Origin of the sequence: Methylobacterium sp. J-068 (assembly GCF_022829445.1) — a bacterium.
Taxonomy (GTDB): Bacteria; Pseudomonadota; Alphaproteobacteria; order Rhizobiales; family Beijerinckiaceae; genus Methylobacterium.
The window spans coordinates 1-22,581 of the sequence record NZ_JAKSXY010000125.1; the positions used below are offsets into that span (position 1 = coordinate 1).

Below are 22,581 nucleotides of genomic sequence, written 5' to 3' on the forward strand. Positions count from 1 at the left end.
CCACGCGAGCGGCCACGAGATTCACGATCATCTCGCTCGGCCCCAGATGCCCCCTTTTGGCGGCACGTGGCGCCTTTTGGTGCGCCCGCACGTTCGTGCCGTCCAGGAACACCCTCCCGAGCTGGACGCCGCGCTCCTGCACGAGGCTGAGAAGGAGCTCCCAGACGCCGGCACGCGACCAGCGGATGAAGATCTGCGCAGCCCGCCACCAGGGAACCAATTCCTGCGGAACGGACCGCCACTTGGCCCCGTTCTGATGGCGCCCGAGGATCGCCAAGAGCGTGCGCCTGATATCCTGCTGGGGCGTCTTGGCCTTGGGCCGGCAGGCCTCGACCAAGGGCTACAGTTCAGCCCATTGCGCGTCGCTCAGCATCGTCCCTCCTGCCTCAGAGAAACGAAAACGCAAGCCCAGCCAATCCGTCCAGGCGACGACAGGCCCTAGTCGCTTCGATTACGCATAGCCGGCCGCATCTTTCCACAAGACCTGGAACGTTCGGCTCGACACCTGGACTACAAAGTGTCAGGCAAAAATTTCCTTTAAGTCCAATAAGTTCAGAAGCCACCAACACTTCTGCCGCTGCATTTAGTGAAACTAGATCGCTATCGGAGGCTTTTGATTTGATTTCTACAACGATTGGGGGAAAGTCTTCGATCGTTATCAGAAAATCTGGGTGCGCTTGCTTGTTTGCGTGATCGAGTTTTTCGCATGTAACAGAAATTGAGGACATGACCGCCTCAAATACGGCTTCCAGCGCATTCCCCCGGTGTAGATATAAATTAGATATGAGTTCTCCGATTTCGACCTTTCCCGCACGCTTTAAGTGATGCTGTTTAGAGTGGTCTCGCTCAGTCGCCTTCCATCTTCTCGCAGCATCTCTGACTTGATTGGGCAAAGCAGCTCCAGCGCCAGCCGTCGCCGAGAGTGCAAGTCGACGCTTATCGTCTGCTTCACCTCCCCCATCCATTAGTGCCATTGGTTTGACGAGGCCCTGGAATCGTAGAGAGAGTATCTGTTGCCGATTGAGCCGCTTACGCGCTCCCAGCAGTTCCAGATTCGTCATCCACAGCACCTCGGATGGTAAGCCCGACGCTATCCTGGTTGCCATCCGTCGGATCGAGCGTGCCAACTGCCGCGATGCCGCAACGGCCGGGCCATCGCCCCGAAGCGCGTCGGGTTTGCTTTCGTCAGCAAGCGTTGGTGCAGTTACGTCACTGAGCGTCTCAGATATCCCGGTTAGTATCCATCCAACATCTCGTGCCAATGACTCTACCGTGCCTAGCCTCACGCCCGCCACTCGTCGTTCGATACGACCACGAGTTAGGCCAGCGGCCCAATCTACTATGAGCAGCGCGCCATTAGCTGCCGAGACATCGGCGGCCCACGGCCTATTGAACAATAAGGCATCGAGCTTACGAGCATATTCATTTGTAACAAGATTTGGACGACCAACCCTATAGCTGATTTGTCGTGTTGGGTTTCCTCCTTCGTAGCTAAACTCCGGTGAAGATAATGCGGCATGTGCTAGAATGAATAAAATGTCGTCCTCTTCCAAAGCATCTTCGGTTCCAGGCAGCAACGAGATAAGATTAGACCCGTTTTCCACTAAGGAGTTGATGAAATAAAGGGCCGTTTCTGCCTTCAGGCCAGATCTCGCTACTGATAATCCAAAGGCCGTAACCCCAATTCGCCCCCTACCTTCAATCAAACAACCGGACCGTAGAAGGCGGTCAATTTGGGAGTTTAGGTGGGATTCCCAGTGAGCGACGCCGGACCTGTTTCGTTCTAGCTCACGCGCTGCGCTGAGTGTTGAAGCTAGAAGCTCGAATGCCTCTCGTCGGCTTGAGCATAATTTTCCCGCGAAGAGTTGAAGAGTGAGAAGATTGAAATCGTCTGGGTTGATGCCGGCGCCTAATTCTTCTTGACTTTCGAAGTCCATAAACTTCAAAGCCCTTGCGGAAGTCGTTGCACTATCCGCCGTAATAATAACGTTGCCCTCTGCCGCGGCTTGGCCCATCCGACCAACCCGACCAGCCATGTTGTGGAATTCCGCTTTGCCTATCGGCTCGTGTTGACGTCTATCAAAATTGAAGCGGGTCCATGAAGCAAATACCGCCGTGCCTAAGGGGAATTCACTCCGGCTGCGAGAGTAGTCGTTGCATAGACAACGTCCACCTCAGATCGAGCAATGCGCTGCTCTACAAATATTCGCTCTTCTTCGCTTAATTCAGCGTTGTGGAATGCAGCTCTACACGCGAGAGCACGACGCAATTCCTCGTCTAGCTCTAGTCCGTCTGGTGGCGTCACGGCTTGACAGGCTGGGTGCGCATCTATCCATTCACGACAAAGATTGTAAGTATCGTCTACCCTCATACAGAATACGATGACCGGGCCTTGATTCCTTTTGGCAAGAACCTCATCGACAATTCTGTTTGTTGCGCGCTCGCGTCTACGAAGGTCTTCCTCAATGTCTCCCGCTTTTCCCGGAGCAACCGTGATTTGATATGTGCTGTCCGGTGCGCGGCACTCTAACTTGAGAGCTTTCTCACGTGTCGGGTTTCTGACCAATGCGACTCCCAGCCAGTTCGCAAGGCTCTGAGCGTCCTTCTCGTGGAGGACTGCGGACAAACCCACCATTTGACGCCAACCAGAGCGCCGCATGAGCGTTAGTAGTAACTCCACGTTCTGACCGCGATGAGGGTCGCCTACAAGCTGAACCTCGTCACAGATAAAAGTGGAGTCCGTTAAATCTCGCGGAGGACCTCCAACAGAAAGACACCCTAAAAATTTCTCGTAGGTTGCGACGAGAATTTTAGCTGTCATTGGTGCATTAGTTTTACGACCGGATGCATCTTCGACGCCATCGCCTGTTGCGCAAACAATTGCGGCCCTATCGCCTCCCAGCATTCCACCTAAAAAGAGCCGCTGTGCTTCCTCAAATTTTTGTTTTGCAAGTGCTCTATGTGAAACGAGATATATTGCTCGCCCGCCCGCGGCAAGAGACGAAGCAATCGCCCACCATCCAATCAGCGTCTTACCAGTTGACGTAGGCGCACTTATCAGGACACTTTTACCGGTGCCTATTCCGGCTTGGAGAGCTTCATGTTGTATGTCCGTGAGGAAAGCGGTTCCTCCATCCCTCGGCAATAGCTCGACAGACGAAAGTACATCTGACGGTAGACCGTGGTTCTCAGGAAGGCCAACCTTCATACAACGGGCTCCCATTCTCGAATTGAACTTAATTTCTATCAGGCTGGGTCGCTGTGCGAAAGCTCCATCATAAGCGGTGATACCTGCGTTCAAGGGTGAAGCAGCATCGCATCCACAGGCTGATGCTCAAAGGGTCCGTCATTCCTCGGAATTAAATGCGAAGCGCGCGCATTGCTACTTTCTCACGCAGTCCGCTCACCGACCACCCAACGAACCCTCTTATGCTTCCCGGCAGCAACCTCTAGCTCCACCCAGAGGTCCGCGTTCATCACCGGCTTCTTGGCCGCCGTGCGCCACCCCTTCGCCTTCCAGCCGGGTAGCCACTCGTTCATCCCCTTCGCCACGTACTCGCTGTTCGCGATGACCGTGACCACGGCGCCAGGGCGGAGCGCGTTCAGCCCCTTAATGGCCGCCGTCAGCTCCAGGCGATTGGACGTGGTGGACGGTGCGCGGCCCTCTACGCGCTTCTCGCGGCCCGTATCGATGTTCTTGAGAGTGGCCGCATAGGCCCCAGGTCCGGGGTTGCCCTTGCAGACGCCCCAGATGGCGATGAAGATGTTTCAAGTTGGAGCTTCGGTCTTGTGAGGTTTCCGTTCAGGCATGGTGAGAGAGGCCGTTGGCGGACCTCTCTCGGTGCAGACGTGGAGTGGTGGCGGTGTCTCGGGGCATGAATGCCCCAGGTCTTCCCGGAGATGACAGACGGCCGAAGGGTTAGGGCGGCTCAGCGCTCGGTGCTGCCCCTGCCCTATCACTCGGCGTCCTTCTTGTGCTCTCCGTCACGCCAGCCACGGCGCTTCGGGATTTGGATGCCCATCTTCTCCTTCAAGGTCTTTCGAGGCTTCTTCCGCTCCTCCGCCTCCGCGGCTTCTCTGGCGGCATCGGTAGCGTCCATCTCGGCAGCCCGATCCTGGATGCCGGCGAGGGGATTGAAGGCGCTCTTGGCAGCCTCAGCATCGATGTTGGAGTTGATCTTCGCCATCTCGGCCGGAGTATAGCCGCGTCCTGACGGCCGGCTCAGCCCAAGCGTGGTCCCTGGAATGACGAAGAGGGGCGTAAAAGCCGCTCATCGATCTGCTGAGCCGTGGCGTTAGCCATCGCCTCCTTCCGGGCAGCATCGGCCTTCAGGAGGTCGTCTGTGCGGAAAACGCCGTCCTTCGAGTCATCTACGGGGATTCCGTCCGACCGCCTGGCCGCGCAGATCGCCGCCCGCTCCGCGCCGAAGTCCGTCGCGGCGGTTTCCGACCGCCAGTTCTTCCAGGCCCTCGCGCTGGCCGGCGACATCACCGAGGGCGAGGCTCTGGCCGCGGTGATGACCGGGATGCTCCCGGCGAAGATCGAGGCCGCCGTGCAGGCTCTGCCGGATGCGGACCGGTTCGCTGCCCGCATGCTCCTGTCCGGCGCCACCACCTTCGATCGCGCGCACCCCATGGTCGTGGTGCTCGGCGCGATCCTGGGCAAGGACGATGCGGCGCTCGACGCCCTCTGGTCCTCGGCCGCCACGCTCTGATACGGCAAACGGCTCGACGCGCCATCCGGCCTGGGCGCGACACTCCCTTGACACCACGGAGACCACGATGAGACCGAGCGTTATCGCTTGCCTTGCCGGCCCGGCTGCGGGCCTTGCCACGTTCCTAGGCCCCGCCTGGGCGCTCGATCCGGTCCCGCCTGTGTTCCTGCCGCCCGCCCGCATCGACGGGAACGGCGATATCCGCTTGAGGCCCGACTTCCGGATCGGCCGACTTCTCGGCACCAAGTACCTCGCCACGCCGGACTCGGTACAGATCCAGGGCGACGGCATCACCTGCGCGCCGGGCGCGCGGTGCGACGCATCCGGGCTCAACATCACCACGCAGGGCGGGTCGGTGCTCTCGTTGCCCCAGGCCCTCGCGACGGCCGTGCCCCTGAACCGAAGCTTCAGTGGCTCGTTCGGGATCGACTCTCGGACTTTCCTCGACCCCCAGAATACGAACGGCCCCTATGTGGATTTCAACGTGAAAGCCAGCTCATGGGAAATTGTGACGAATACTGAAACCCTTGCGAGGACGGGCAACGGTGGCATGCGGGACGGGAAGGTTCTTCTTCTGCGTGACCGCGATGACACCAACTATGAGTCTGCGGGTTACAGGGCCATCACGAACGGGGTGCGATCCTTCGTTTTTGGAAAGTTCGACAGCGGTGCCGCAACGACGCAGTGGAAAGACCTGCACGCGGGATGGTTCTACGCCATGGGTCGGTCCGGTGGCACCGCCCGCGGAATGTCCGGCATTCTCGCCGAGGCCGTCCAGCTCGGGACGGGTGTCGCCACCAACGAGTTTTCCGCATCCAATCCCGTCTATTCAAACGAACAAGCGTCCAATCTTTCCGCAATCATCGGCCATTACCATAATGATAAGGCGGCCTCGGACAGCTCGCATGCTGCCTATGGGGCGAACATCAATACCTATGGGTTCCCTGGAACCGCCGCGATCAGAACGGCATCCGTTCCATCAGACGCCTCGCGAACGGGAGCTACGCAGTACGGCTTGCAGATGAACGAGTCTACGGTTCTGAGCGCCGGTATTACGATGCCTGCCGGCTCTAATGGATCGATTATTTCCTACGGGGCGAACCAATACAGCAATTACGACCGTACCGGCAAGATTTTCTCCTGGGTGGTCGACGGCAAGACCGTGATGGCCGCCACGAATGCCGGATGGACCAGTTATGGCGCTTCGATCACAGCGACATCGGGCACATTGGGGTCGGCGAGCGTATCGAACGCGCGCTATACGCGTTCCAACAATACGGTCAGTTTCACGGCGCAGGTCACAATTACGACGAACGGGACCGCTGCGGGGGGGCTGCAATTATCGCTCCCGTTTCCCGTAGCGACCTCCGTACAGATTGCCGCCGGCCGCGATGATGCCACGGGCGCGATGTTGCAAGGGAAAATGGTCGGCAACACCTGCTTCATTGTTCGATATGACAATACGTATACCTTTCAAAATGGATCGATAGTCTATATCGGCGGAACTTATGAGGCTCAGCCTCTATAGGCAGGTGCGTCGACTGCGGATCGTAAAACCGCATCTGCTGAATTTTGGATGCCGCAAGAGCCCCACATCGGGTTCCCGACGCGACGGAGTGGCTCTTGGCCATCCCCGTGCGGCGGGCGGCTGAGCGAGCGCCGAACGTCAGCGGCGCGGATCTGTCGATCGGATTTACGCCCGTGTTCGCTGGTCGCCCGCTCGCCGAAGCCATCAGCGTGAACGGGTCGCTCACCTTCGTAAGCGGCGGCGGCGCGGTCCTGGTCGCCTCGGGCACCTAGGACGCCGCCGCCCGAGCAGCCTCCGTCCTGGCGGCGTTCCAGGTTCCTTCACCCGAAAGCCCGGCCATGCCCCTGCCCCGCCTCGCGCGGCGGGCGGCCTTCGCGTGCCTCGTGTGCGCGGGGTCGCCCGCGCACGCCCATGCCCCTTCCTGGTTCGCCGGGCGATCGGGCGGCCCCTGAAATGACGCCGCTCCTCGCCTTCCTCCTGCCCGCCTTGAGCGGGCTTTTCCTGTTGTGTGAGCCCTCCGCCATGGAATTTTCGGCCATCGGACGCGCGGCCCTGGTGTCGCGCGAAGGCTGCAAGCTGACCGCCTATCAGGACAGCGTCAAAGTCTGGACGATCGCGTGCGGCGTGACCTCGGCCTCCGGCCTGATCAGGGTGACGCCCGGCCTCTCGATCACGCAGGCACAGGCGGACGACCTCAACCGCCGCGCCTTCGAACAGTACGCCGACGACGTCCGCCGGCTGCTCAAGCGCCCGGTGACGCAGGAGCAATTCGATACCCTGGTGTCGCTGACCTTCAACATCGGCCCGGATGCTTTCGCGGGCTCGACCGTGCTGCGCAAGCTCAACGCGGGCGATGTCTCCGGTGTGGCTGAGGCAATCCTGATGTGGAAGAAGCCGGCCTCGATCATCTCCCGCCGGCAGGCGGAATACGATCAGTTCCGCACGCCCTACGCCCAGGCGCTGCCCAAGGGGCGCCGGAGCGATAAGTCTCCGGTACGGGTGCTCGTGAGCGGCGTTCCGGTCGCGGCGATCCCGACCCTGCCGGCTTCCTTGCCGCCCAAGCCGACCCTGGCGCCGCCCGCCCTCGCTGGCGCCCCGGCCCCGGCTGCGGCCAAGACCGCGCCCGCCCTCGGCCTGTCCGGCTTCATGGCGCGCTTTGCTGCCCTGTTCGGCCGCGCCCCTTCCTGACGTCTGCGCGCCGGCGGCGCGCGACCTGACCTGCGAACCCGTGAAACTCCAAACCTCATAAGGTCCGACATGCGCAACCCCATGATCTGGGCGCTGGCTCTCGCCTGCCTGCTCATCGCCGTCCTGGCGCCCGTCCTCGCCTTCGCGGCCGACGCGGCCCCCGCCGGCGCCCTCGTGATCCCCTGGGGCACGTGGGTGCTCGAACTCGCGCACATCGCCTCGGCGATCCTCGTGCCGCTCGCCGTGACCTATCTCGGCCTCCTCCTGAAGCGCGCCTCGCCCTTCCTATCGGCGTTTTTCACCAACGCCCTGATCGACCGCATGGTCAACCTGGCGGTGGATTTCGCGCTGGCCTCGATCGAGGGCGCAGCCAAGGGCCGGACGGTCAGCGTCGCCGTCGCGCCGGCGCTCGTCACGCTCGGCGCGCAGCGGGCACTCGACAGCACCCTGCCCTGGATCGTGGCCCGTGCCGGCGGCGTACAGGGCATCGCCGAGCGCGTGTTCCGGCGCCTCGACCTCGACCCGGCCGCTTCCGCCGAGAACACCCTCGCGCCGGCCCTCGACGCGCTGGCGGCCGGCGTGCCGGGGCAAGCGCTCGTCCCGCCCGCGCCCGTCCCTGCCGCGTGACCGTGCCTCGGGCCGCCTTTCGTGGCGGCCCGCCTTCATCGAGCAATGTTCGCCGCGACCGGATACCGGCTGGGCTTGGGGCCAGGACCATGCACGACCCGCATCATCAGCAGCAGCAACAGCAGGCCTCGGTTCGAGATGCGGGCTCGCGCCTCGACGTCCTCGAAAACATCGTGGCCGGCATCAACGGGCGCCTCAACGACATCGTGAGCAAGCTCGACGCGCGCTCGGGCATCAATTGGGCGCCGATCGGGCTCCTGATCACCGTGCTCGGCATGTTCGGCGGCATGGGGTTCACCTGGATCAACATGGGCCAGACCCGGCTCGAGTCGATGATCGCCAAGCAGGAGATCCGCTCCGAGCGGTACGTGCCGCGCGAGGATCTGGACACGCGCTTCCACGTCGTGGCGCAGCGGCGCGACGACCTGCAGAAGCTCACCGACGATCGCATCGCCCGGATCGAGCGTGACCTCGACGGCCTGCAGAAGAACATCGTGCCCCGCGGCGAGCACGAGCAGACCTGGGCGGGCCAGCGCTCGCGCGACGACGGCCTGCAGCGCCAGCTCGATCAGGCGCGCAAGGATCTCTCCGACCTCAACACGCCACGCGACACGATCCAGAGCCTGCAGCGTCGTATCGAAGATCTCGATCAAGCACTTCGATCCAACGCGCGGCGCTGACCTAGTGGTCGAAATCTGACGTTTGGTACCCAACCTTGAATTTTTGAGAAGGGTGGCGTTCTGCCGGTCCGCTATTTAGCAGCAATGCACGAGAGCGGACGTTGCCGCGATGCCCGCTCACGACCCTTTGCCGACACTCGGAAGGTCCGCTCCCAGGCTGTCGAGGCAGAGGCCAACGACCGGGTTGGGTGGATTACAGCCGGTCCGCTATTGGGAAGCGGCGCCAACAAACCGGACGTTCCCATGAGTTGCGGCGCAAGACGGCTTCGCACCATGAGCAGAAATCTGCCGCTCGCTCAGCACCGTGCTTTCTGCAACCGATTTGGAGCGTCTGTTAACCATCGAATCTGTGAATTCTGTCAGTAGGCGCCAGGTTGAAGTCTTGACGCTAGAATCGCCAACTAAGGACAAACATGCCTATCGATACGAACTAATTTCCGTCATGAATTTGCGGCGTATGGCCCTGGAAAAATCGCCATAGCCTTTCGCGGTAAGCAAGAACGCGTTCGGTCCAGCGACGACGTGCGCCTCGAACCATTGCTGGAGGCCGATGTGCTCCTGTGGCAGCGGCGTCGCCCGGAGGCCGTACCCTGGGGCCCTGTATGCGCCGGCGCCCACGACATCGTTCTCGCCCGGAACGAGGATCGGCAGGCCATTGATGGTGGCGCCCGAGGCGAGGACGGCGGCCTGCTCGGTGGCGAGGTCGTCCGTGTCCGTGCAATTGTCGATGCCGTCGCCTGAAACGTCGACGACGATGCGCTCGGCGGGGATCGGCATGGCGGGGATCACGCTCCCGGCGATCGTGCGGAACATCTGAGCCAGGCAGGTGAATTCACCGGTCTGGCGGGGGGTCGCCCGGACCTGCGCCGCTGCGGCGACCGCATCGGCGCGGCTCGCGATCCGCCGCCATCCAACAGCCAGGCTGGCCCGATCGGCCCAGGTCACCATGGCGAAAAGCGTTCCTCCTGGCCGCGCGGTCATTGCTGCAACAACGCCGGGATCTTCCAAGGCCTCGGCAATTCCCTCCATCTGCAGCCCGAAGCGCGCCGCGTCGACCGATTGCGATACATCCACTGAGACGATGAGCGCGACCGCGACCGGCGGTTCGGCCCTGACCGCCGCGGTCGTGCCGCAGACGAACAGAAACGCCGCGGATCGCGCACGCCAGCGTCGCGCCGGAGCTCGTGTCGGTGCCAGCAGACCCAACCGCCACCAGGGCCGTTCGGGGCGTTGTTGGGATTGCTGTCCGGGCGGCTCGCTGTCCCCGCCGACGGGGACGTGGATGTCGAATTTCGGAGCGGGGGGAAGCCGGGGCATCGTTCGGTTGCTGTCGATTCAGGTCTTGTCGATGAAGCGCACCGTGCAGCCCGGATGCCGCGCAACGAGGTCGCGACCGCGTGCTGTACCGAGGACCATGCAGCTGGTGGACAGGCCGTCGGCCAGAAGCCCAGTCGGGGCGGTAACGGTCACCGAAGCCAAGCCTGCAGGAGAACGCCCGGTCGCGGGGTCGAAGATGTGGTGGTCGACGCGGTCCGGCGAGAAGCTCATGCTGTAGTCTCCCGAGGTTGCGGCGAAGCCCATGAACGGTTCGATCACGGCGGCGAGGGTATCCGGCGCCCGCGGATCGGCGATGCCGAGGCGCCAGGGCGTACCGTCCGGGTGCGTTCCCGAGGCGCCGAACTCGCCGGTATCCACGAAGGCATCCGTAATCCCACGCGTATGCAGGGATGCCATAACCCGGTCGGCAGCGTAGCCCTGGACCAGGGCATTCAGCGTCACTGCGGTGCCGGGCTCCAGAAGGACGCGCTCGGGCGTGAGGGAGACCTTGCGCCAGCCGATCCGGGCGGCCGCCAGGCGAAGGGAGGCCGGGTCCGGACGTTCACCCCGCGCGGCGGCCTGCGCCCAGAGCGGCCAGAATGGCTGCACGGTCGGATCGAAGGCGCCGCCGGTCTCCGCCGCAAGGTCGAGGGCGAAGCTCAGGAGCGTGGTCAGGTGCGCGGGCGGCGCCTCGAGGTGGCCGGAGCGATTGAGGCGATTCAGGGCGCTGGTTGCCCGGAACAGGCTCGCGGCGTCCTCGACGCTGCGGATCTGCGCGAACCCGTCGGAGAGGGCCGCGTCGAGGGCGGACGGTTCGGGCCCGGCCACGGTGAGGGCGACGGTGGTGCCGAAGGCGAGGCCCGTGCGGGTTCGCGTCGTGAGGCCCTGCGCGCCGGCCATCGCGCGGAACGCGGCCACGCCGCCGAGTGCGGCCGTGGCGAGGCCGGCGCCCCCGACGAGGAGGCGGCGCCGGGCCGGGCGCAGGATGACCGTCATTCCGCCGGTGCCTGCTGGGGGGCGATCCGCCGCCCGCGCTTGGCGGCCACCACCTGCGGCACGCATTGCTGCGGGTCCTGAATGATCGTCACGCAATCCATGCATTGAAAGCACTCGGGGTAGTCGATCCGGCCGGACGGCGCGATGGCTCCGTAGCGGCAGCGCACCTTGCAGAGCTGGCACGGGCTGCCGCATTCCGCCCGACGCGGAATCCAGTCGAGGACGCGCAGGCGCCCGAGGATCGCGAGCCCGGCGCCGAGCGGACAGAGGTAGCGGCAGAAACCCTTGTAGACGAAGAGGTTGAGCACCAGCAGGCCGACCGCGTAGGCCACGAATGGCCAGGCCCGCACGAAGTAGAGGGTGATGGCGGTCTTGAACGGCTCCGCCTCGGCAAACGTATCCGCGAGGGGCGAGCCGGTGGCGGCGGCGACGAGGATGCCGGCGAGGAGCCCGTATTTCGCCTGTCGCAACCAGAGATCGAGCCGGGGCGGTACCGCGATCGGCCGGATGCGCAGGGGCTTGGCGAGCCAGGCGGTGAATTCCTGCAGTGCGCCGAAGGGGCAGAGCCAACCGCAGAACGTGCCCCGCCCCCAGACCACGAGGGTCGGGACGAGGAAGGCCCAGAGCAGCAGCGAGGGTGGGTCGTAGAGGAGGAAGGCTAGATCGTGGGTCACGGTGGCGGCGCGCACCAGGCCGACCAGCGTGACGACGGAGAGCTGCGCCTGGGCGTACCAGCCGACGAAACCGAGGGTGAAGGCTAGGAAGCCGAGGCGGAAGATCGCGAAGCGACGGCGGTCGACCACGAGCATGCGCCGGAACGCGAGCACCGGCACGAGCCCGGCCAGCGCCAGGGCGATGACGCCGAGCTCGGGTCCGCGCGCTCGCCACGGATCGAGCCAGCTCGGACCCGCTTCCGCCGCCTCGCGGGTGAACAACGTGGTGGGGAGGGTGTAATCGGCGGAGAACTCACGGACGATCTTCTCGGACAGGATCTGCCCGCGTTCTCGGATGAGCTTGGCCTTCAGGGTCCAGGGCGCGGAGGGATCGAAGCCTGCGGCCCCGGTGATCCGCAGGATCGTCCAGGGCCCGTCGGGCAGATCAGGGGCGGCCCCGCGCCGCTCGATCGCCATGTCCCGCGCGTTCACCGCCAGACCGCCCTGCATCACGGCGAGGCGTTCGGGGATCGAACCCAGCACGAAATCCTCGCCGAGGGGATTCTCGGAGCCGTGGCTCACCACCATCACCGCATGGTCGCCGGGGCCGAGTTCGCGCATGAGCGCGGCGAAGCGGTCCGAACCGAGGAGGCTACGGCCGATCGCCGGCACGTTGAGATAGGCGAAGGTGAGATCGGTGAGGGGTCGGTCCCCCGGGCCGCTGTCGATGGGTTCCAGGCCCGCATCCCGGAAGGCGTCCTCGGCCTGTCCGCGGGTCACGGTGAGGTAGCGCACCCAGCCCCGTGCGACGAGGTCGGCCACGCTCAGGGATTCGTCGGCATCCGGCCGGGCTTCGACCTTCAGGCCGACGTTCGCAGCGCCGAAGCCCAGCTTGGCGCGCGCGACGGCCAGGGACGCGCCCAGGATCGATTCGTTGATCACGCGCGTCGAGGCGGTGGCCATGGAGATCCCGTCCACGGTGGTCTCTGCCGAGGCCCCGCCCCCCCGCGCGTTCGGCCTACCGACCCGGATCGACCTGCGGGCCGACAAGCCCACATATTGGTCGACGAAGGCGAAGAGCGGTTCCGAGCCGAGGCCCTCCAGGAAGACGGGCTCGTGGTGGGATACGACCTTCACATCGCGGAAGGTGCCATCGGGGGCGAGCGCCACGAGGAGGTCGGGGGGCGTCCCCCCGAAGCCTGGGATCGGCGCGAGGTCGATGGATTCGAAAGCGTAGGCGAAGATCTCGTAGCGGCCGGCCTCCTGTTTTAGGATGGGCCAGACCGGCAAAGCCCCGTCGCGCTCGCCCACCACGAGCGGAGCCGGAAAGTACCGCTCAATGCTTCCCCGATCGAGCGTGCCCGCCATGGCGGGATGGCCTCCCCACAGGGTCGCGAGGAGAACGAGGAGGAGATGGCGCGTCCATGATCCGGCAAAGACCGGCGTGATCCGTGGGCGAACCTGCGCCGTGGTCATGGCGTGGTGCCTGAGGGGCCGGCCGGTGCCGGCCGGACCGCCACGCCCCAGGGGAACCGGCCGACCTTGACGCTGCGGATCGGGCGTTGCGTCGCCAGGTCGATCACCGTCACGTCCCCCGAAACCCCGTTCGTGGTGAACATGCGTGACTCGTCCGGCGTCATCGCGAGTTGCCAGACCCGGCGTCCGACCAGGATGTAGTTCACGACCCGGTAGGTTTTCGCGTCGATCACCGCGACCCGGTCGGAGGGGCCGAGCGCCACGAAGGCGAAACGTCCGTCCCGCGTCAGGGTGATGCCCACGGGCTGAAGGCGGTCCTCGGCGATGCCCTTCACGCCGAACCCCACCGTCTCGACGACCCGGCGGGTGGCCACGTCGATCACCGCCACCGTGCCGCCGATCTCCGAGGAAACCCACAGCGTCCGCCCGTCCGCCGAGAAGGCGGCGGCGCGCGGGCGCTGGCCCACCGGCGTCGCATCGAACGCCGAAAGCGTCGCGACATCGATCCAATGCACCATGTTGGTCGTCTCGGAGGTGGTGACCGCGAGCTTTCCGTCAGGGCTCACCGCCATGCCCTCCGGCTCGATGCCGACATCAATCTGGGCGAGGACCTTGCGCGCCTGCGCATCGACAACGGTGGTGGTGGCGTTCTCCTCATTGGCGATGAACAGCGTGCGGTCGTCCGGCGCGAGGGCGAACTGTTCGGGGTCCTCGCCCGAGGGAAGGTTGTGCCGCACCGCGCCCGTGTCGGGGTCGATGACCTGCACGGCATCCGAGTCGCTGGCGCAGATGTAGAGGGTGCGCCCGTCGCGGGAGAAGGTGAGACCGCGCGGGCGCCGGCCTACGGGGAAGGTGCGGACCACCTCCAGGGAGCCGCCGTCGATCACCGAAACGGTATTGTCGCGCTCGTTCGAGACAAAGATCTCCTGGCCCAGAACAGGCAACGCCAGGAGCGCGCCGGCAAGGCAGAGAAGGCTGGCGAGACACGCGGTGGGAGCCATGGCATTCGCCTTCGGATGTCTGTGCGGGCGGTGCGGAGCCGATATGTGCGGTCGCATCAGCCTGCCTTTCGGAAGGTCCGGCACACGCTCTCGGGCTCGTCGAGGCCGAGGGTATCGAGTTCGGTGCGGTGGTGCAGAAACCCCTCGATCGGCGCAACGGCCGTGACCGCACCGGGGCCGATCAGGAACACCGGCTGGCGCAGCTGCCCATTCCAGGCACGGAAGCTCAGGGGCCGCCCCTTGAAGCCGCCGACCTCGAATGTGGGTGCGAGGACCAACGCCGCGACCCTGTCGGGATCGGTGCTGCGCACCTGCACCGCCGCTTCGCCGAGCGCGTGCACGGCCATCCAACCGGCATAGTCCACCGGGCGCATCGCCCGCCCGGCGAGCCGGCGGAAGCGCCCCTGGAGTTGGACCGCCGCCCAGGCCTCCACCGGTCGCCCCCAGGCAGCGGGGGTGAGCCCCTGCGTGCCGACGACGGGGCGGGGCGATGCCGTGTTGTAGAGGAGGTTCGTGCCGAATGCCCCCGCCTCGTCGGCCACCGCGACCACGTCGTGCTCGGGACCACGGGTGGGAATCACGAACTCACGCAGCGCCGTGTCCCGTGTGTCGCCGCCCTCCGGATCGAAGCGCGACTCGGCGACGATCCGCAACCCGAACTTCTTCGCGCTCCGCCGCAGCGCTTCGGCGTAGAGGGCATCGGCCGGCGCCGGGCCGGACAACAGCAGGATGCGGGCCCAGCGCTTGAAGGCCAGGAACTGAACCAGGGCATCGGCAAGCATCGCCCGCGAGGGCAGGACATGCAGCAGCCGGGCCCGGCAGTCGGCATCCCGCAGGCGGGTATCGGGCGCCCCGATATTCAGGAAGACGGTTCCTCGGGCCTCGGGCAGGTCGGTCAGCGCCAGGACGTCGTCGGCCGGCGCGTTCAGCACGACGAACCGGACCGGACCGTGTCCGAGGCTCCTGAACACGTGCCGGAGATCCTCCTCCGGCGCGACGATCCGGGTTTCGAGCGTGAAACCCAGTCCGACGAAGCGGCCGGTGGCGTTCGAGTCCCTCAAACCGAGGTCCGCCCCCTTCAGACCTTCATCGTCGGGGATCGGATCTTCATTATTGAGGGGGGCGGGGCGCTCGATACGCCGTTCGAGGTAGTGGATCGTCAGCGCCTCGCCGGCAGCCGATGCGCGCGTACCGCCGGGCATCGCTATCGCGCCCGCTAGCACCAGGCCGGATACCACCGCCGCTGCGATCCGCGTGGCACGATGGGGACGCGGGCGGCCACGGCCCGCGCCATCCCGCTTCCAGCGCCGACCCTGCATCGGCCCTCCCGCCCTGTTCGTTCTTTGGCGGCAGGATAGCGGCGGCAACGCCGCGGCCGGTATTGGACCAAAGTGCAACGGGGCGGGTGCGGGATTTCGATGCTGACCTGTACCAAAGCACAATGGGTTCGGCTCAGGGCGCTTGCTACCCGTTTCCAATAATAACGGGAGGAACGACGATGAAGCCTGTCATCCTGGGCGGGGGGCTCCTCGCCCTCGGTCTCGCTCTATCTGCGTCCATGGCCTTCGGTCACGGCGACGTCCAGCCGCAACCCGTCGACACCGCAGGCCTCGCGCCCCTCGGCGAAGGCTGGAAGGAGGAGAATCCATATCGGGGCAACGCCAAGGCGATCGCCATCGGCGATTCGGGCTTCAATCAGAACTGCGCCCGCTGCCACGGTCTCCAGGTCATCTCCGGCGGCCTGGCACCCGATCTGCGCTACCTTCCGGTTGGCAAGGAAGGCGATGAATACTTCGTCGAGCGCGTGCGTCACGGCGCGATCATCAATGGCATGACGAAGATGCCGGCCTTCGAAGGCGTGCTCTCACAGGAGGCCCTGTGGGCGATCCGCACCTATATCGAATCGAAGCACGAGGAATGAGAGGGTATCCTGCGATGCGGCGTCTCGCTGATCCGTTCGCCCGGACGCGCCACCTCGTCCTGGCCGCCCTCTTCAGCGCGACCTGCCTGGCCACCGGGCGGCCGGCAATCGCGCGGCCCCTCGACGAGGTGACGGCCTCGGGCGTTCTCAGGGTCGCCGTCTACGGCGACAACGTGCCGTTCTCGGGGGAGGGCGAAATCGCCCCCCGCGGTATCGATGTGGACCTCGCCGGCGCCATCGCCGATCGCCTGAAGCTGCGCCTCGATCTGCGTGTGGTGGATGCAGGCGAGACCGTCGACGGCGATTTCCGTCTCAATCTGTGGCGCGGCGACCTCGCAGGCACACCCCTGGCCGACCTGATGCTGCATGTGCCTCACGATCGGGTGCTGGCCACGCGCAACGAGCAGATTTTCCTGACGACGCCGTATTTCGAGCAGCGCCTCGCCTTCGCCTATCATCGTGACCGGATCGAGGGATTCGAGGGTGTGCGCGATTTGGAAGGCCATGCCGTCGCCGTCGAGGGGATGAGCGCGTCCGACAGCCTCGTGATGAACGCCGAGGGCGGGCGGTATCGCGCCGGCGTGAAGCACTACCGCAGCTTCGACGAGGCGGCGAAAGCGTATCTCGCGGGCGAGGCGCCAATCCTTGCTGGCACGCGCGCCGGCATCGAGGCAGCGCTCTCGGGCGCCGGCGCCTCGCGGGAGAACAATCCCGTGGTCGAGGTGCCCATGCCGGGCATCGTCCGGACTCGATGGGACCTGGGCGGGGCGGTCCGCAGCGATTCTCGCGACCTCGCCTACGCGGTGGGCGATGCTCTGGCGGCCCTGGCGACCGAGGGGCGCCTCAAGGCGATCTGCGACGCCTACGGCGTCACCTACTCCGCGCCGCAAGGCTATTGAGCCGACCGAGCATCGTCGAGGACCGAAAGCCAATACCTCATCCTCAGTCCCGGCACCCGACGGCTATTCGACCAATGGCCAATAAGAATCCCCTGAGAACTTCTCTAGCTTCGACATCAAGGGGCGCCTTCCCAACACATCGGGACGGCGAAACCCAGTGGGTCACGGAGAACCGGGCCCGGCCTTGAGCGGAGGAAATGCCATGAGAATACGCGACCAGTTCCTGGCGGCGGTGGGCGTCACTGCCCTTTGCGTCAACCTGACCTTGCCGGCACTCGCCGAAGTCACCGAACAGGACATCCTCAACGACGCGAAGACCACTGGCGACGTCGTTACCTACGGTCTCGGGCCGCAGGCCCAGCGCTTCAGCCCTCTCAAGACGCTCAATCGCGACAACATCAAGAGCCTGGTGCCGGCCTATTCATTCTCGTTCGGTGGCGAGAAGCAGCGTGGCCAGGAGAGCCAGGCGCTGGTCAAGGACGGCGTGCTCTACGTCACCGGATCGTATTCGCGCATGTACGCCATCGACTCGCGCACCGGCGACAAGCTGTGGGAATACAACGCCCGCCTGCCGGAGGGCATCCTGCCCTGTTGCGACGTGGTGAACCGCGGTGCAGCTCTCTATAAGGACAAGGTCTATTTCGGTACGCTCGACGCCAAGCTCGTGGCGCTCGACCAGAAGACCGGCAAGGTGGTCTGGCGCAAGGACATCGACGACTTCAAGGCGGGCTACAGCTACACCGCCGCGCCGATCATCGTGAAGGGTAAGATCATCACGGGCGTGTCCGGCGGCGAGTTCGGCGTCATCGGCCGGGTCGAGGCGCGCGATGCCGAGACCGGGGAAGTGGTGTGGAAGCGGCCCGTCATCGAGGGTCACATGGGCGAACTCAACGGCAAGCCCTCGACCATGACCGGCCAGGTCAACGAAACGTGGCCAGGCGACACCTGGAAGTTCGGCGGCGGCGCGACCTGGCTCGGCGGCACCTACGATCCCGAGAGCAACCTCGTCTATTTCGGCACCGGCAACCCCGGCCCCTGGAACTCGGCGCTGCGCCCGGGCGACAACAAATGGACTGCCTCGCGGCTCGCCATCAATCCGGACAACGGCGAGATCGTGTGGGGCTTCCAGACCACACCGCATGACGGCTGGGACTTCGACGGCGTCAACGAGTTCGTGCCGTTCGACATGCAGAAGGACGGCAAGACCGTGAAGGCCGGCGGCACCGCCGACCGGAACGGCTTCTTCTACGTCCTCGACCGGACCAACGGGAAGTTCATCTCGGCTACTCCGTTCGTGAACAAGATCAACTGGGCGAAGGGCATCGACGAGAAGGGCCGCCCGATCTACGACGACGCCTTCCGCCCAGGCGACCCGGCAAAGTCCGAGGACGGCAAGAAGGGCAAGTCCGTCTTCGCGGTGCCAAGCTTCCTCGGTGGCAAGAATTGGATGCCGATCGCTTACAGTCCCGACACCAAGCTGTTCTACGTTCCATCGAACGAGTGGGGCATGGACATCTGGAACGAGCCGGTCTCGTACAAGAAGGGCGCGGCCTATCTCGGCGCTGGCTTCACGATCAAGCCGGTCTTCGAGGATCATATCGGCTCGCTCAAAGCCATCGACCCGGCCTCCGGCAAGACGGTGTGGGAATACAAGAACAAGGCGCCGCTCTGGGCCGGCGTGCTGACCACGGCGGGCAACCTCGTTTTCACGGGAACCCCGGAGGGCTTCCTGAAGGCCTTCGACGCCAAGACCGGTGAGGAAGTCTGGAAGTTCCAGGTCGGCACCGGCGTCGTCGCGTCGCCGATCACCTGGGAGCAGGACGGGGAGCAATGGGTCGGCGTCGCCGCCGGCTGGGGCGGGGCCGTCCCGCTGTGGGGTGGCGAAGTGGCGAAATCCACCGCCGGCATCAACCAGGGCGGAAGCTTCTGGGCCTTCAAGCTGCCCAAGACCGTCGCCACGCGCTGAACGGAGCCGTCATTGGACGGTGGCTCCGGCCATCGCCCGACCGGTGACTCCCGAATTTTCTGAAAGCGTGTCGGTCTTCGCTCGAGGGTTTGGCGCGCCCGAGCTCCGGAATGTCGGCGGTATCTCAACAACCGCAGGCATTCCGGAGCTTTCTTATGCCTTGACCATATCGCCCGCTTCGGGCGGAGCTGCCCGTTCCGCGTGTCGTGGTGGGTGTAAGCTTCCCCCTCGCCGCAGCATCCGTCGCGGCCCTGCGGATCGCGAGGGCGCGGCCGGGCCCGGCGATCGACATCCTCGCCGTCTGCCTGCTCGCGTTCGCGACGGCAGTGATCGGATGGTTGCATCTCGCTGCGGATAATACCGTGACGGACGCGCCGCTCGTATCGCGGGCGGGCCGGCCGCCGACGGTCTGGCCCGGTCGAAGACCGTTGTCCCGATGTTCTGGACTGCGCGCCCGATCCCGGTCATTCCCTCAGGCTGTCGATCGTGATCGCACCGGAGCCGATCCGGATGCGGACCGCACGGCCGGTCACTCGGCGCGCCCGACCCCGCCCGCCGTCCAATCCACGGCCGCGTCGAACAGGGCGGTTCCGGCCGGCGTCAGGTTGGTGAAGGTTTCGTTGTCGAGAAACACCATCGTACGGCGCGCCGGCGCGATCGCCGCGTAATCCATCGTCGCGCCCTTCTCGTAGCCGAAGATCACGGCGTGGTCGGGCTCGCCCGGCACCGTGGCGATGATCGCGGCGCCCAGTCCCGGCTTGCCCCAGTTCATGGGGGCGTCCTTCGCGTAGACGGTGTTGATGCCGGCCGGCAGGCCCGCCGCCAGGGCATGAGGCGCGTTCACGAGCCAGACGAAGTGCTCGGCCGGGTCCTTTCCGAAATCCCGCCCGAGCTTGCGCCCGGTCATGCTCATGTCGTCGAGGAGATCGCTTTCCCAGGTCAGGACCGGGACGGGAAGATCGCGATAGGCTCCGAGCAGATCGCGGCTCCGGATGTTGGAGGACAGGATCACGAGGTCGTAACCTTGGCTGCCCGCGACGGGATCGTACTGGCTCCCCAGCGTCACGCGGTAGCCCCGCTCCTCGAGATGGGCCTTGATCGCCCGGTCCGCCTGGACGCGCGGATTGTCGGGCTTGACGACGATCAGAACGCGGCGCCGCTCCTCGGCACTGGCTTGTGACGTCAATGCCATGGAGAGGAGGGCGGCGAGGATGAAGCGGGGGGACCGGGCCATGCGACGGGCTTTCGCGAAAGGAAACCGACCGCGCGTTTTCACAGGCGCGCGGTGATCGAGGCCAGGACCGTGAGCGGGGCGCCGGGCGCGTTGTTGAACTGGTTGTAGGGCTGCTCGATGTAGCGGGCGTTGGTCAGGTTGCGCATGTTCACGGCGAAGCGGTAGCGCTCGTCGATGTCGTAGAACACCGTCGCGTCGACCCGCGCATAGCCCGCGACCGTGTAGCTGTTGTTCAGGTCGCCGGTCCGGCGGCCGACGAGGACCACGCCGCCGCCGAAGCCCCAGCCGCGGAACTCGCCGCCCTGGAACTGATAGGTCGACCACAGGCTGCCGCTGAAGCGCGGCACGCCGACCAGCCGGTTGCCCACCGCGAAGGTGGTGTCCTTGGTGATCCGTGCGTCGAGATAGCCGGCGCTGGCGATGACCTTCCAGCCCGGCAGGACCTGCCCGACGAGATCGGCCTCGAGGCCCTCCGCCCGCTGCTCGCCGGTGATGACCGAGAAGCCGGTGTTGCGCGGATCGGTGGCGGCGACGTTCTCGCGGGTGATCGAGAAGGCGGCGGCGCTGAGGGTCAGGGCCTCGGGGATCAGGTCGAGCCGCGCGCCCACCTCGTACTGCACGCCCGTCTCCGGCGCCGGGTTGACCGCGCCGAGGACGTTGGCCGTCTGCGGTTTGAACGAGTTCGCGTAGCTCGCGTAGAACGTCAGCGGCTCGAAGGGGCGATAGAGCAGGCCGATGCGCGGCGAGGCCCCGAACAGGTCCTGGTACGGCGGAGCGGCGCCCGAGGTGGGGGTCCGGTTGAAGTAGAACTGCGTGCCGAAATCGAAGCGGGCGCCGACCACGAGTTGCAGCCCGAGGCCGAGGTCGATCTGATCCTGCAGGTACACGCCGTGCAGTTCGTTCTTCTGCCGCAGGTCGCCCTGGAGCGAGACCGCGCCCGGGATCGCGCCGAAGCGCGGATTGAGGAAGCTCACCGAGCCGATCAACCCTTGCGTGGTGTAGGAGTGCCGGTAGCCGTTGGTGTACTCGTAGCCGAGCAGCGCCGTGTGCTCGAAGCCGAGGAAGCCGAACTTGGCCACCATCTCGCTCTGTGAATCCACGGCGGCGTAGGTTGAATCCGTCGCGGTGTCGCGGCGCGTGACCAGGGTGCCGGCGGCGTTGATGCCGGTGGCCCGCACCACGAACTGGTCGAACCCGCCCCACTGGACGTTGAGGACCTGACGCAGGGTGATGTTCGCGGTGAGGTCGTGCTCGATGCGCAGGGTCGTGAAGTTCGCGTAGCCATTGTAGCGTGCGAAGGGCTCGCCGTAGTAGCGCGAGAGGTTGTCGAGGGGGACGCGGCCGTTCCGGGCGATGAGACCCTCGTCGTACTGGCTGTCCTGCCGGGTGAACTCACCCAGGAAGTAGACGCGCGTGTCGGGGGTCGGCGTGTAGGTGAAGGCCGGGGAGACGAAGAAGCGCGAGTTGTCGCGGTCCCCGTAGTTGCGGAAGGTGGGGTCCGTCTGCGCCGCGTAGGTCAGGCGGGCGGCCAGCCCGTCGATGTTCGGGATCGCGCTCGACACCGACCCCTGGAAGCGCCGGAAGCCGAAACTGCCACCCTGGACCGTCGCATCGCCCGAGGGGACGAGGGTCGGCTGGCGCGTGACGATGTTGATGAGGCCACCGGGGTCCCCCCGGCCGAACAGCACCGAGGCCGGGCCCTTGAGCACCTCGACGCGCTCCACGTTGGCGAGATCGCGGGTGACGGAGAAGAAGTTGCTGGACTGGTTCAGAAGGACACCGTCCACGGCACCCGTCTGGGTGTTGAAACCACGGATGTTGTAGGTCTCGGTCCGGCCCTGAAGGGTGCCGGCGGCCTGCACGTTGCTGACATTGGTGAGGGCATCGGTCAGCCGCACGTCGCCCTGGTCGGTCAGAACGTCCCGCGGCACGACCTGGACCGATTGCGGCGTATCGCGCAGGGCCGTGTCGGTCTTCGTCGCCGTGCCGGATCGGGTGGCGCGGTAGCCGATGACGGGACCCGTCGCGCGCTCGCCCCCATACCCGATGCCGGTGATGCTCAACTCCTCCAGGGCCACCTCTGGCCCGGCTTTGCTGGACGATGCCGATTGTGCCGCGGCCCGGAACGGCACGAACGTCCCGATCGCCAAGCCTCCGACGGCCATGAAGAGGGCGGCCCTCGATATGAGCCCAAGGTTATCATCTGACGAAGAAAGCCCCGACATCGCGCTCGATCCTTGAATAAGGCGGCAGCGCTAACCGCCCACATCCTTTACAGTCAAGCTACAAAAGCCGATTCTCCTGTTCGTTGCGCAAAAACAACGGATTGTAATGTTTCCAGCCTGGGCAACTAGACTTTCAAGGCAACCGATTAGTCTGG

At 65.2% G+C, this 22,581-nt stretch carries 20 protein-coding genes and 1 pseudogene; 9 read left to right on the forward strand and 12 right to left on the reverse strand.

All coding sequences use genetic code 11. The features are described from left to right. The 5 genes and pseudogenes from MKK54_RS22995 to MKK54_RS23015 form a co-directional block, all read right to left on the reverse strand. A pseudogene (locus MKK54_RS22995) lies at positions 1-337 on the reverse strand (transposase); the annotation flags it as partial. 49 nt (positions 338-386) lie between these two features. Further along, positions 387-2,036, reverse strand: coding sequence for a DEAD/DEAH box helicase (locus tag MKK54_RS23000; protein ID WP_244014694.1), 1,650 nt, complete (start codon positions 2,034-2,036; stop codon positions 387-389). An 83-nt stretch (positions 2,037-2,119) separates the two neighbouring features. Next, positions 2,120-3,208 (reverse strand): DEAD/DEAH box helicase, encoded by a 1,089-nt coding sequence (locus MKK54_RS23005; RefSeq protein ID WP_244014696.1) that lies wholly within the window; start codon positions 3,206-3,208, stop codon positions 2,120-2,122. A gap of 182 nt (positions 3,209-3,390) precedes the next feature. Next, positions 3,391-3,765 carry a ribonuclease H gene (locus MKK54_RS23010; protein ID WP_313898410.1) on the reverse strand — a complete coding sequence of 125 codons (375 nt, stop codon included), beginning with the start codon at positions 3,763-3,765 and terminating at the stop codon, positions 3,391-3,393. A gap of 191 nt (positions 3,766-3,956) precedes the next feature. Then, complete coding sequence (locus MKK54_RS23015; protein ID WP_244014698.1) at positions 3,957-4,187, reverse strand: hypothetical protein; 231 nt, start codon at positions 4,185-4,187, stop codon at positions 3,957-3,959. 156 nt (positions 4,188-4,343) lie between these two features. Between MKK54_RS23015 and MKK54_RS23020 the strand changes: the two genes are divergently transcribed. From MKK54_RS23020 to MKK54_RS23045, 6 genes are all read left to right on the forward strand, one after another. Beyond that, complete coding sequence (locus MKK54_RS23020; protein WP_244014700.1) at positions 4,344-4,715, forward strand: hypothetical protein; 372 nt, start codon at positions 4,344-4,346, stop codon at positions 4,713-4,715. Positions 4,716-4,782: 67 nt separating this feature from the next. Then, the gene (locus MKK54_RS23025) at positions 4,783-6,243 is read left to right on the forward strand and encodes a hypothetical protein (RefSeq protein ID WP_244014702.1); all 1,461 of its coding nucleotides are present in this window, start codon (positions 4,783-4,785) and stop codon (positions 6,241-6,243) included. A gap of 95 nt (positions 6,244-6,338) precedes the next feature. Beyond that, the gene (locus tag MKK54_RS23030; protein WP_244014704.1) at positions 6,339-6,515 is read left to right on the forward strand and encodes a hypothetical protein; all 177 of its coding nucleotides are present in this window, start codon (positions 6,339-6,341) and stop codon (positions 6,513-6,515) included. A 181-nt stretch (positions 6,516-6,696) separates the two neighbouring features. Further along, positions 6,697-7,431 carry a lysozyme gene (locus MKK54_RS23035; protein WP_244014706.1) on the forward strand — a complete coding sequence of 245 codons (735 nt, stop codon included), beginning with the start codon at positions 6,697-6,699 and terminating at the stop codon, positions 7,429-7,431. 69 nt (positions 7,432-7,500) lie between these two features. Beyond that, positions 7,501-8,058 (forward strand): hypothetical protein, encoded by a 558-nt coding sequence (locus MKK54_RS23040; protein WP_244014708.1) that lies wholly within the window; start codon positions 7,501-7,503, stop codon positions 8,056-8,058. 89 nt (positions 8,059-8,147) lie between these two features. Continuing rightward, a complete protein-coding gene (locus MKK54_RS23045; protein WP_244014710.1) occupies positions 8,148-8,738 on the forward strand; it encodes a hypothetical protein in 591 nt (196 codons plus the stop codon). A gap of 417 nt (positions 8,739-9,155) precedes the next feature. Here MKK54_RS23045 and MKK54_RS23050 read toward each other — a convergent pair whose 3' ends face one another. The 5 genes from MKK54_RS23050 to MKK54_RS23070 form a co-directional block, all read right to left on the reverse strand. Beyond that, a complete protein-coding gene (locus MKK54_RS23050; protein ID WP_244014712.1) occupies positions 9,156-10,055 on the reverse strand; it encodes a DUF1194 domain-containing protein in 900 nt (299 codons plus the stop codon). An 18-nt stretch (positions 10,056-10,073) separates the two neighbouring features. Then, complete coding sequence (locus MKK54_RS23055; RefSeq protein WP_244014714.1) at positions 10,074-11,051, reverse strand: FAD:protein FMN transferase; 978 nt, start codon at positions 11,049-11,051, stop codon at positions 10,074-10,076. After that, on the reverse strand, positions 11,048-13,072 hold the full coding sequence (locus MKK54_RS23060; protein ID WP_244014717.1) for a 4Fe-4S binding protein: 2,025 nt from the start codon (positions 13,070-13,072) through the stop codon (positions 11,048-11,050). Before MKK54_RS23060 ends, MKK54_RS23055 begins: the two co-directional genes overlap by 4 nt. Before the next feature lie 104 nt (positions 13,073-13,176). Then, positions 13,177-14,181: a YVTN family beta-propeller repeat protein gene (locus MKK54_RS23065; protein WP_244014720.1), complete on the reverse strand. Its 1,005-nt coding sequence runs from the start codon at positions 14,179-14,181 to the stop codon at positions 13,177-13,179. A gap of 56 nt (positions 14,182-14,237) precedes the next feature. Next, entirely contained in the window at positions 14,238-15,500 is a 1,263-nt protein-coding gene (locus MKK54_RS23070; protein ID WP_409564230.1) for an ABC transporter substrate-binding protein, read from the reverse strand. Between the two features lie 179 nt (positions 15,501-15,679). Between MKK54_RS23070 and pedF the strand changes: the two genes are divergently transcribed. The 3 genes from pedF (at position 15,680) to MKK54_RS23085 (ending at position 18,967) form a co-directional block, all read left to right on the forward strand. After that, positions 15,680-16,102, forward strand: a complete 423-nt coding sequence (pedF, locus tag MKK54_RS23075) for a cytochrome c-550 PedF (protein ID WP_056275074.1) — start codon at positions 15,680-15,682, stop codon at positions 16,100-16,102. Then, positions 16,099-17,001 carry a substrate-binding periplasmic protein gene (locus MKK54_RS23080; RefSeq protein ID WP_409564237.1) on the forward strand — a complete coding sequence of 301 codons (903 nt, stop codon included), beginning with the start codon at positions 16,099-16,101 and terminating at the stop codon, positions 16,999-17,001. The genes pedF and MKK54_RS23080 overlap by 4 nt, the downstream gene beginning before the upstream one ends. A gap of 202 nt (positions 17,002-17,203) precedes the next feature. Further along, complete coding sequence (locus MKK54_RS23085; protein ID WP_244014724.1) at positions 17,204-18,967, forward strand: PQQ-dependent methanol/ethanol family dehydrogenase; 1,764 nt, start codon at positions 17,204-17,206, stop codon at positions 18,965-18,967. Between the two features lie 529 nt (positions 18,968-19,496). Here MKK54_RS23085 and MKK54_RS23090 read toward each other — a convergent pair. Beyond that, positions 19,497-20,201: a hypothetical protein gene (locus MKK54_RS23090; RefSeq protein ID WP_244014727.1), complete on the reverse strand. Its 705-nt coding sequence runs from the start codon at positions 20,199-20,201 to the stop codon at positions 19,497-19,499. A 38-nt stretch (positions 20,202-20,239) separates the two neighbouring features. After that, positions 20,240-22,366, reverse strand: coding sequence for a TonB-dependent siderophore receptor (locus MKK54_RS23095; protein WP_409564231.1), 2,127 nt, complete (start codon positions 22,364-22,366; stop codon positions 20,240-20,242). Positions 22,367-22,581 lie beyond the last annotated feature (215 nt).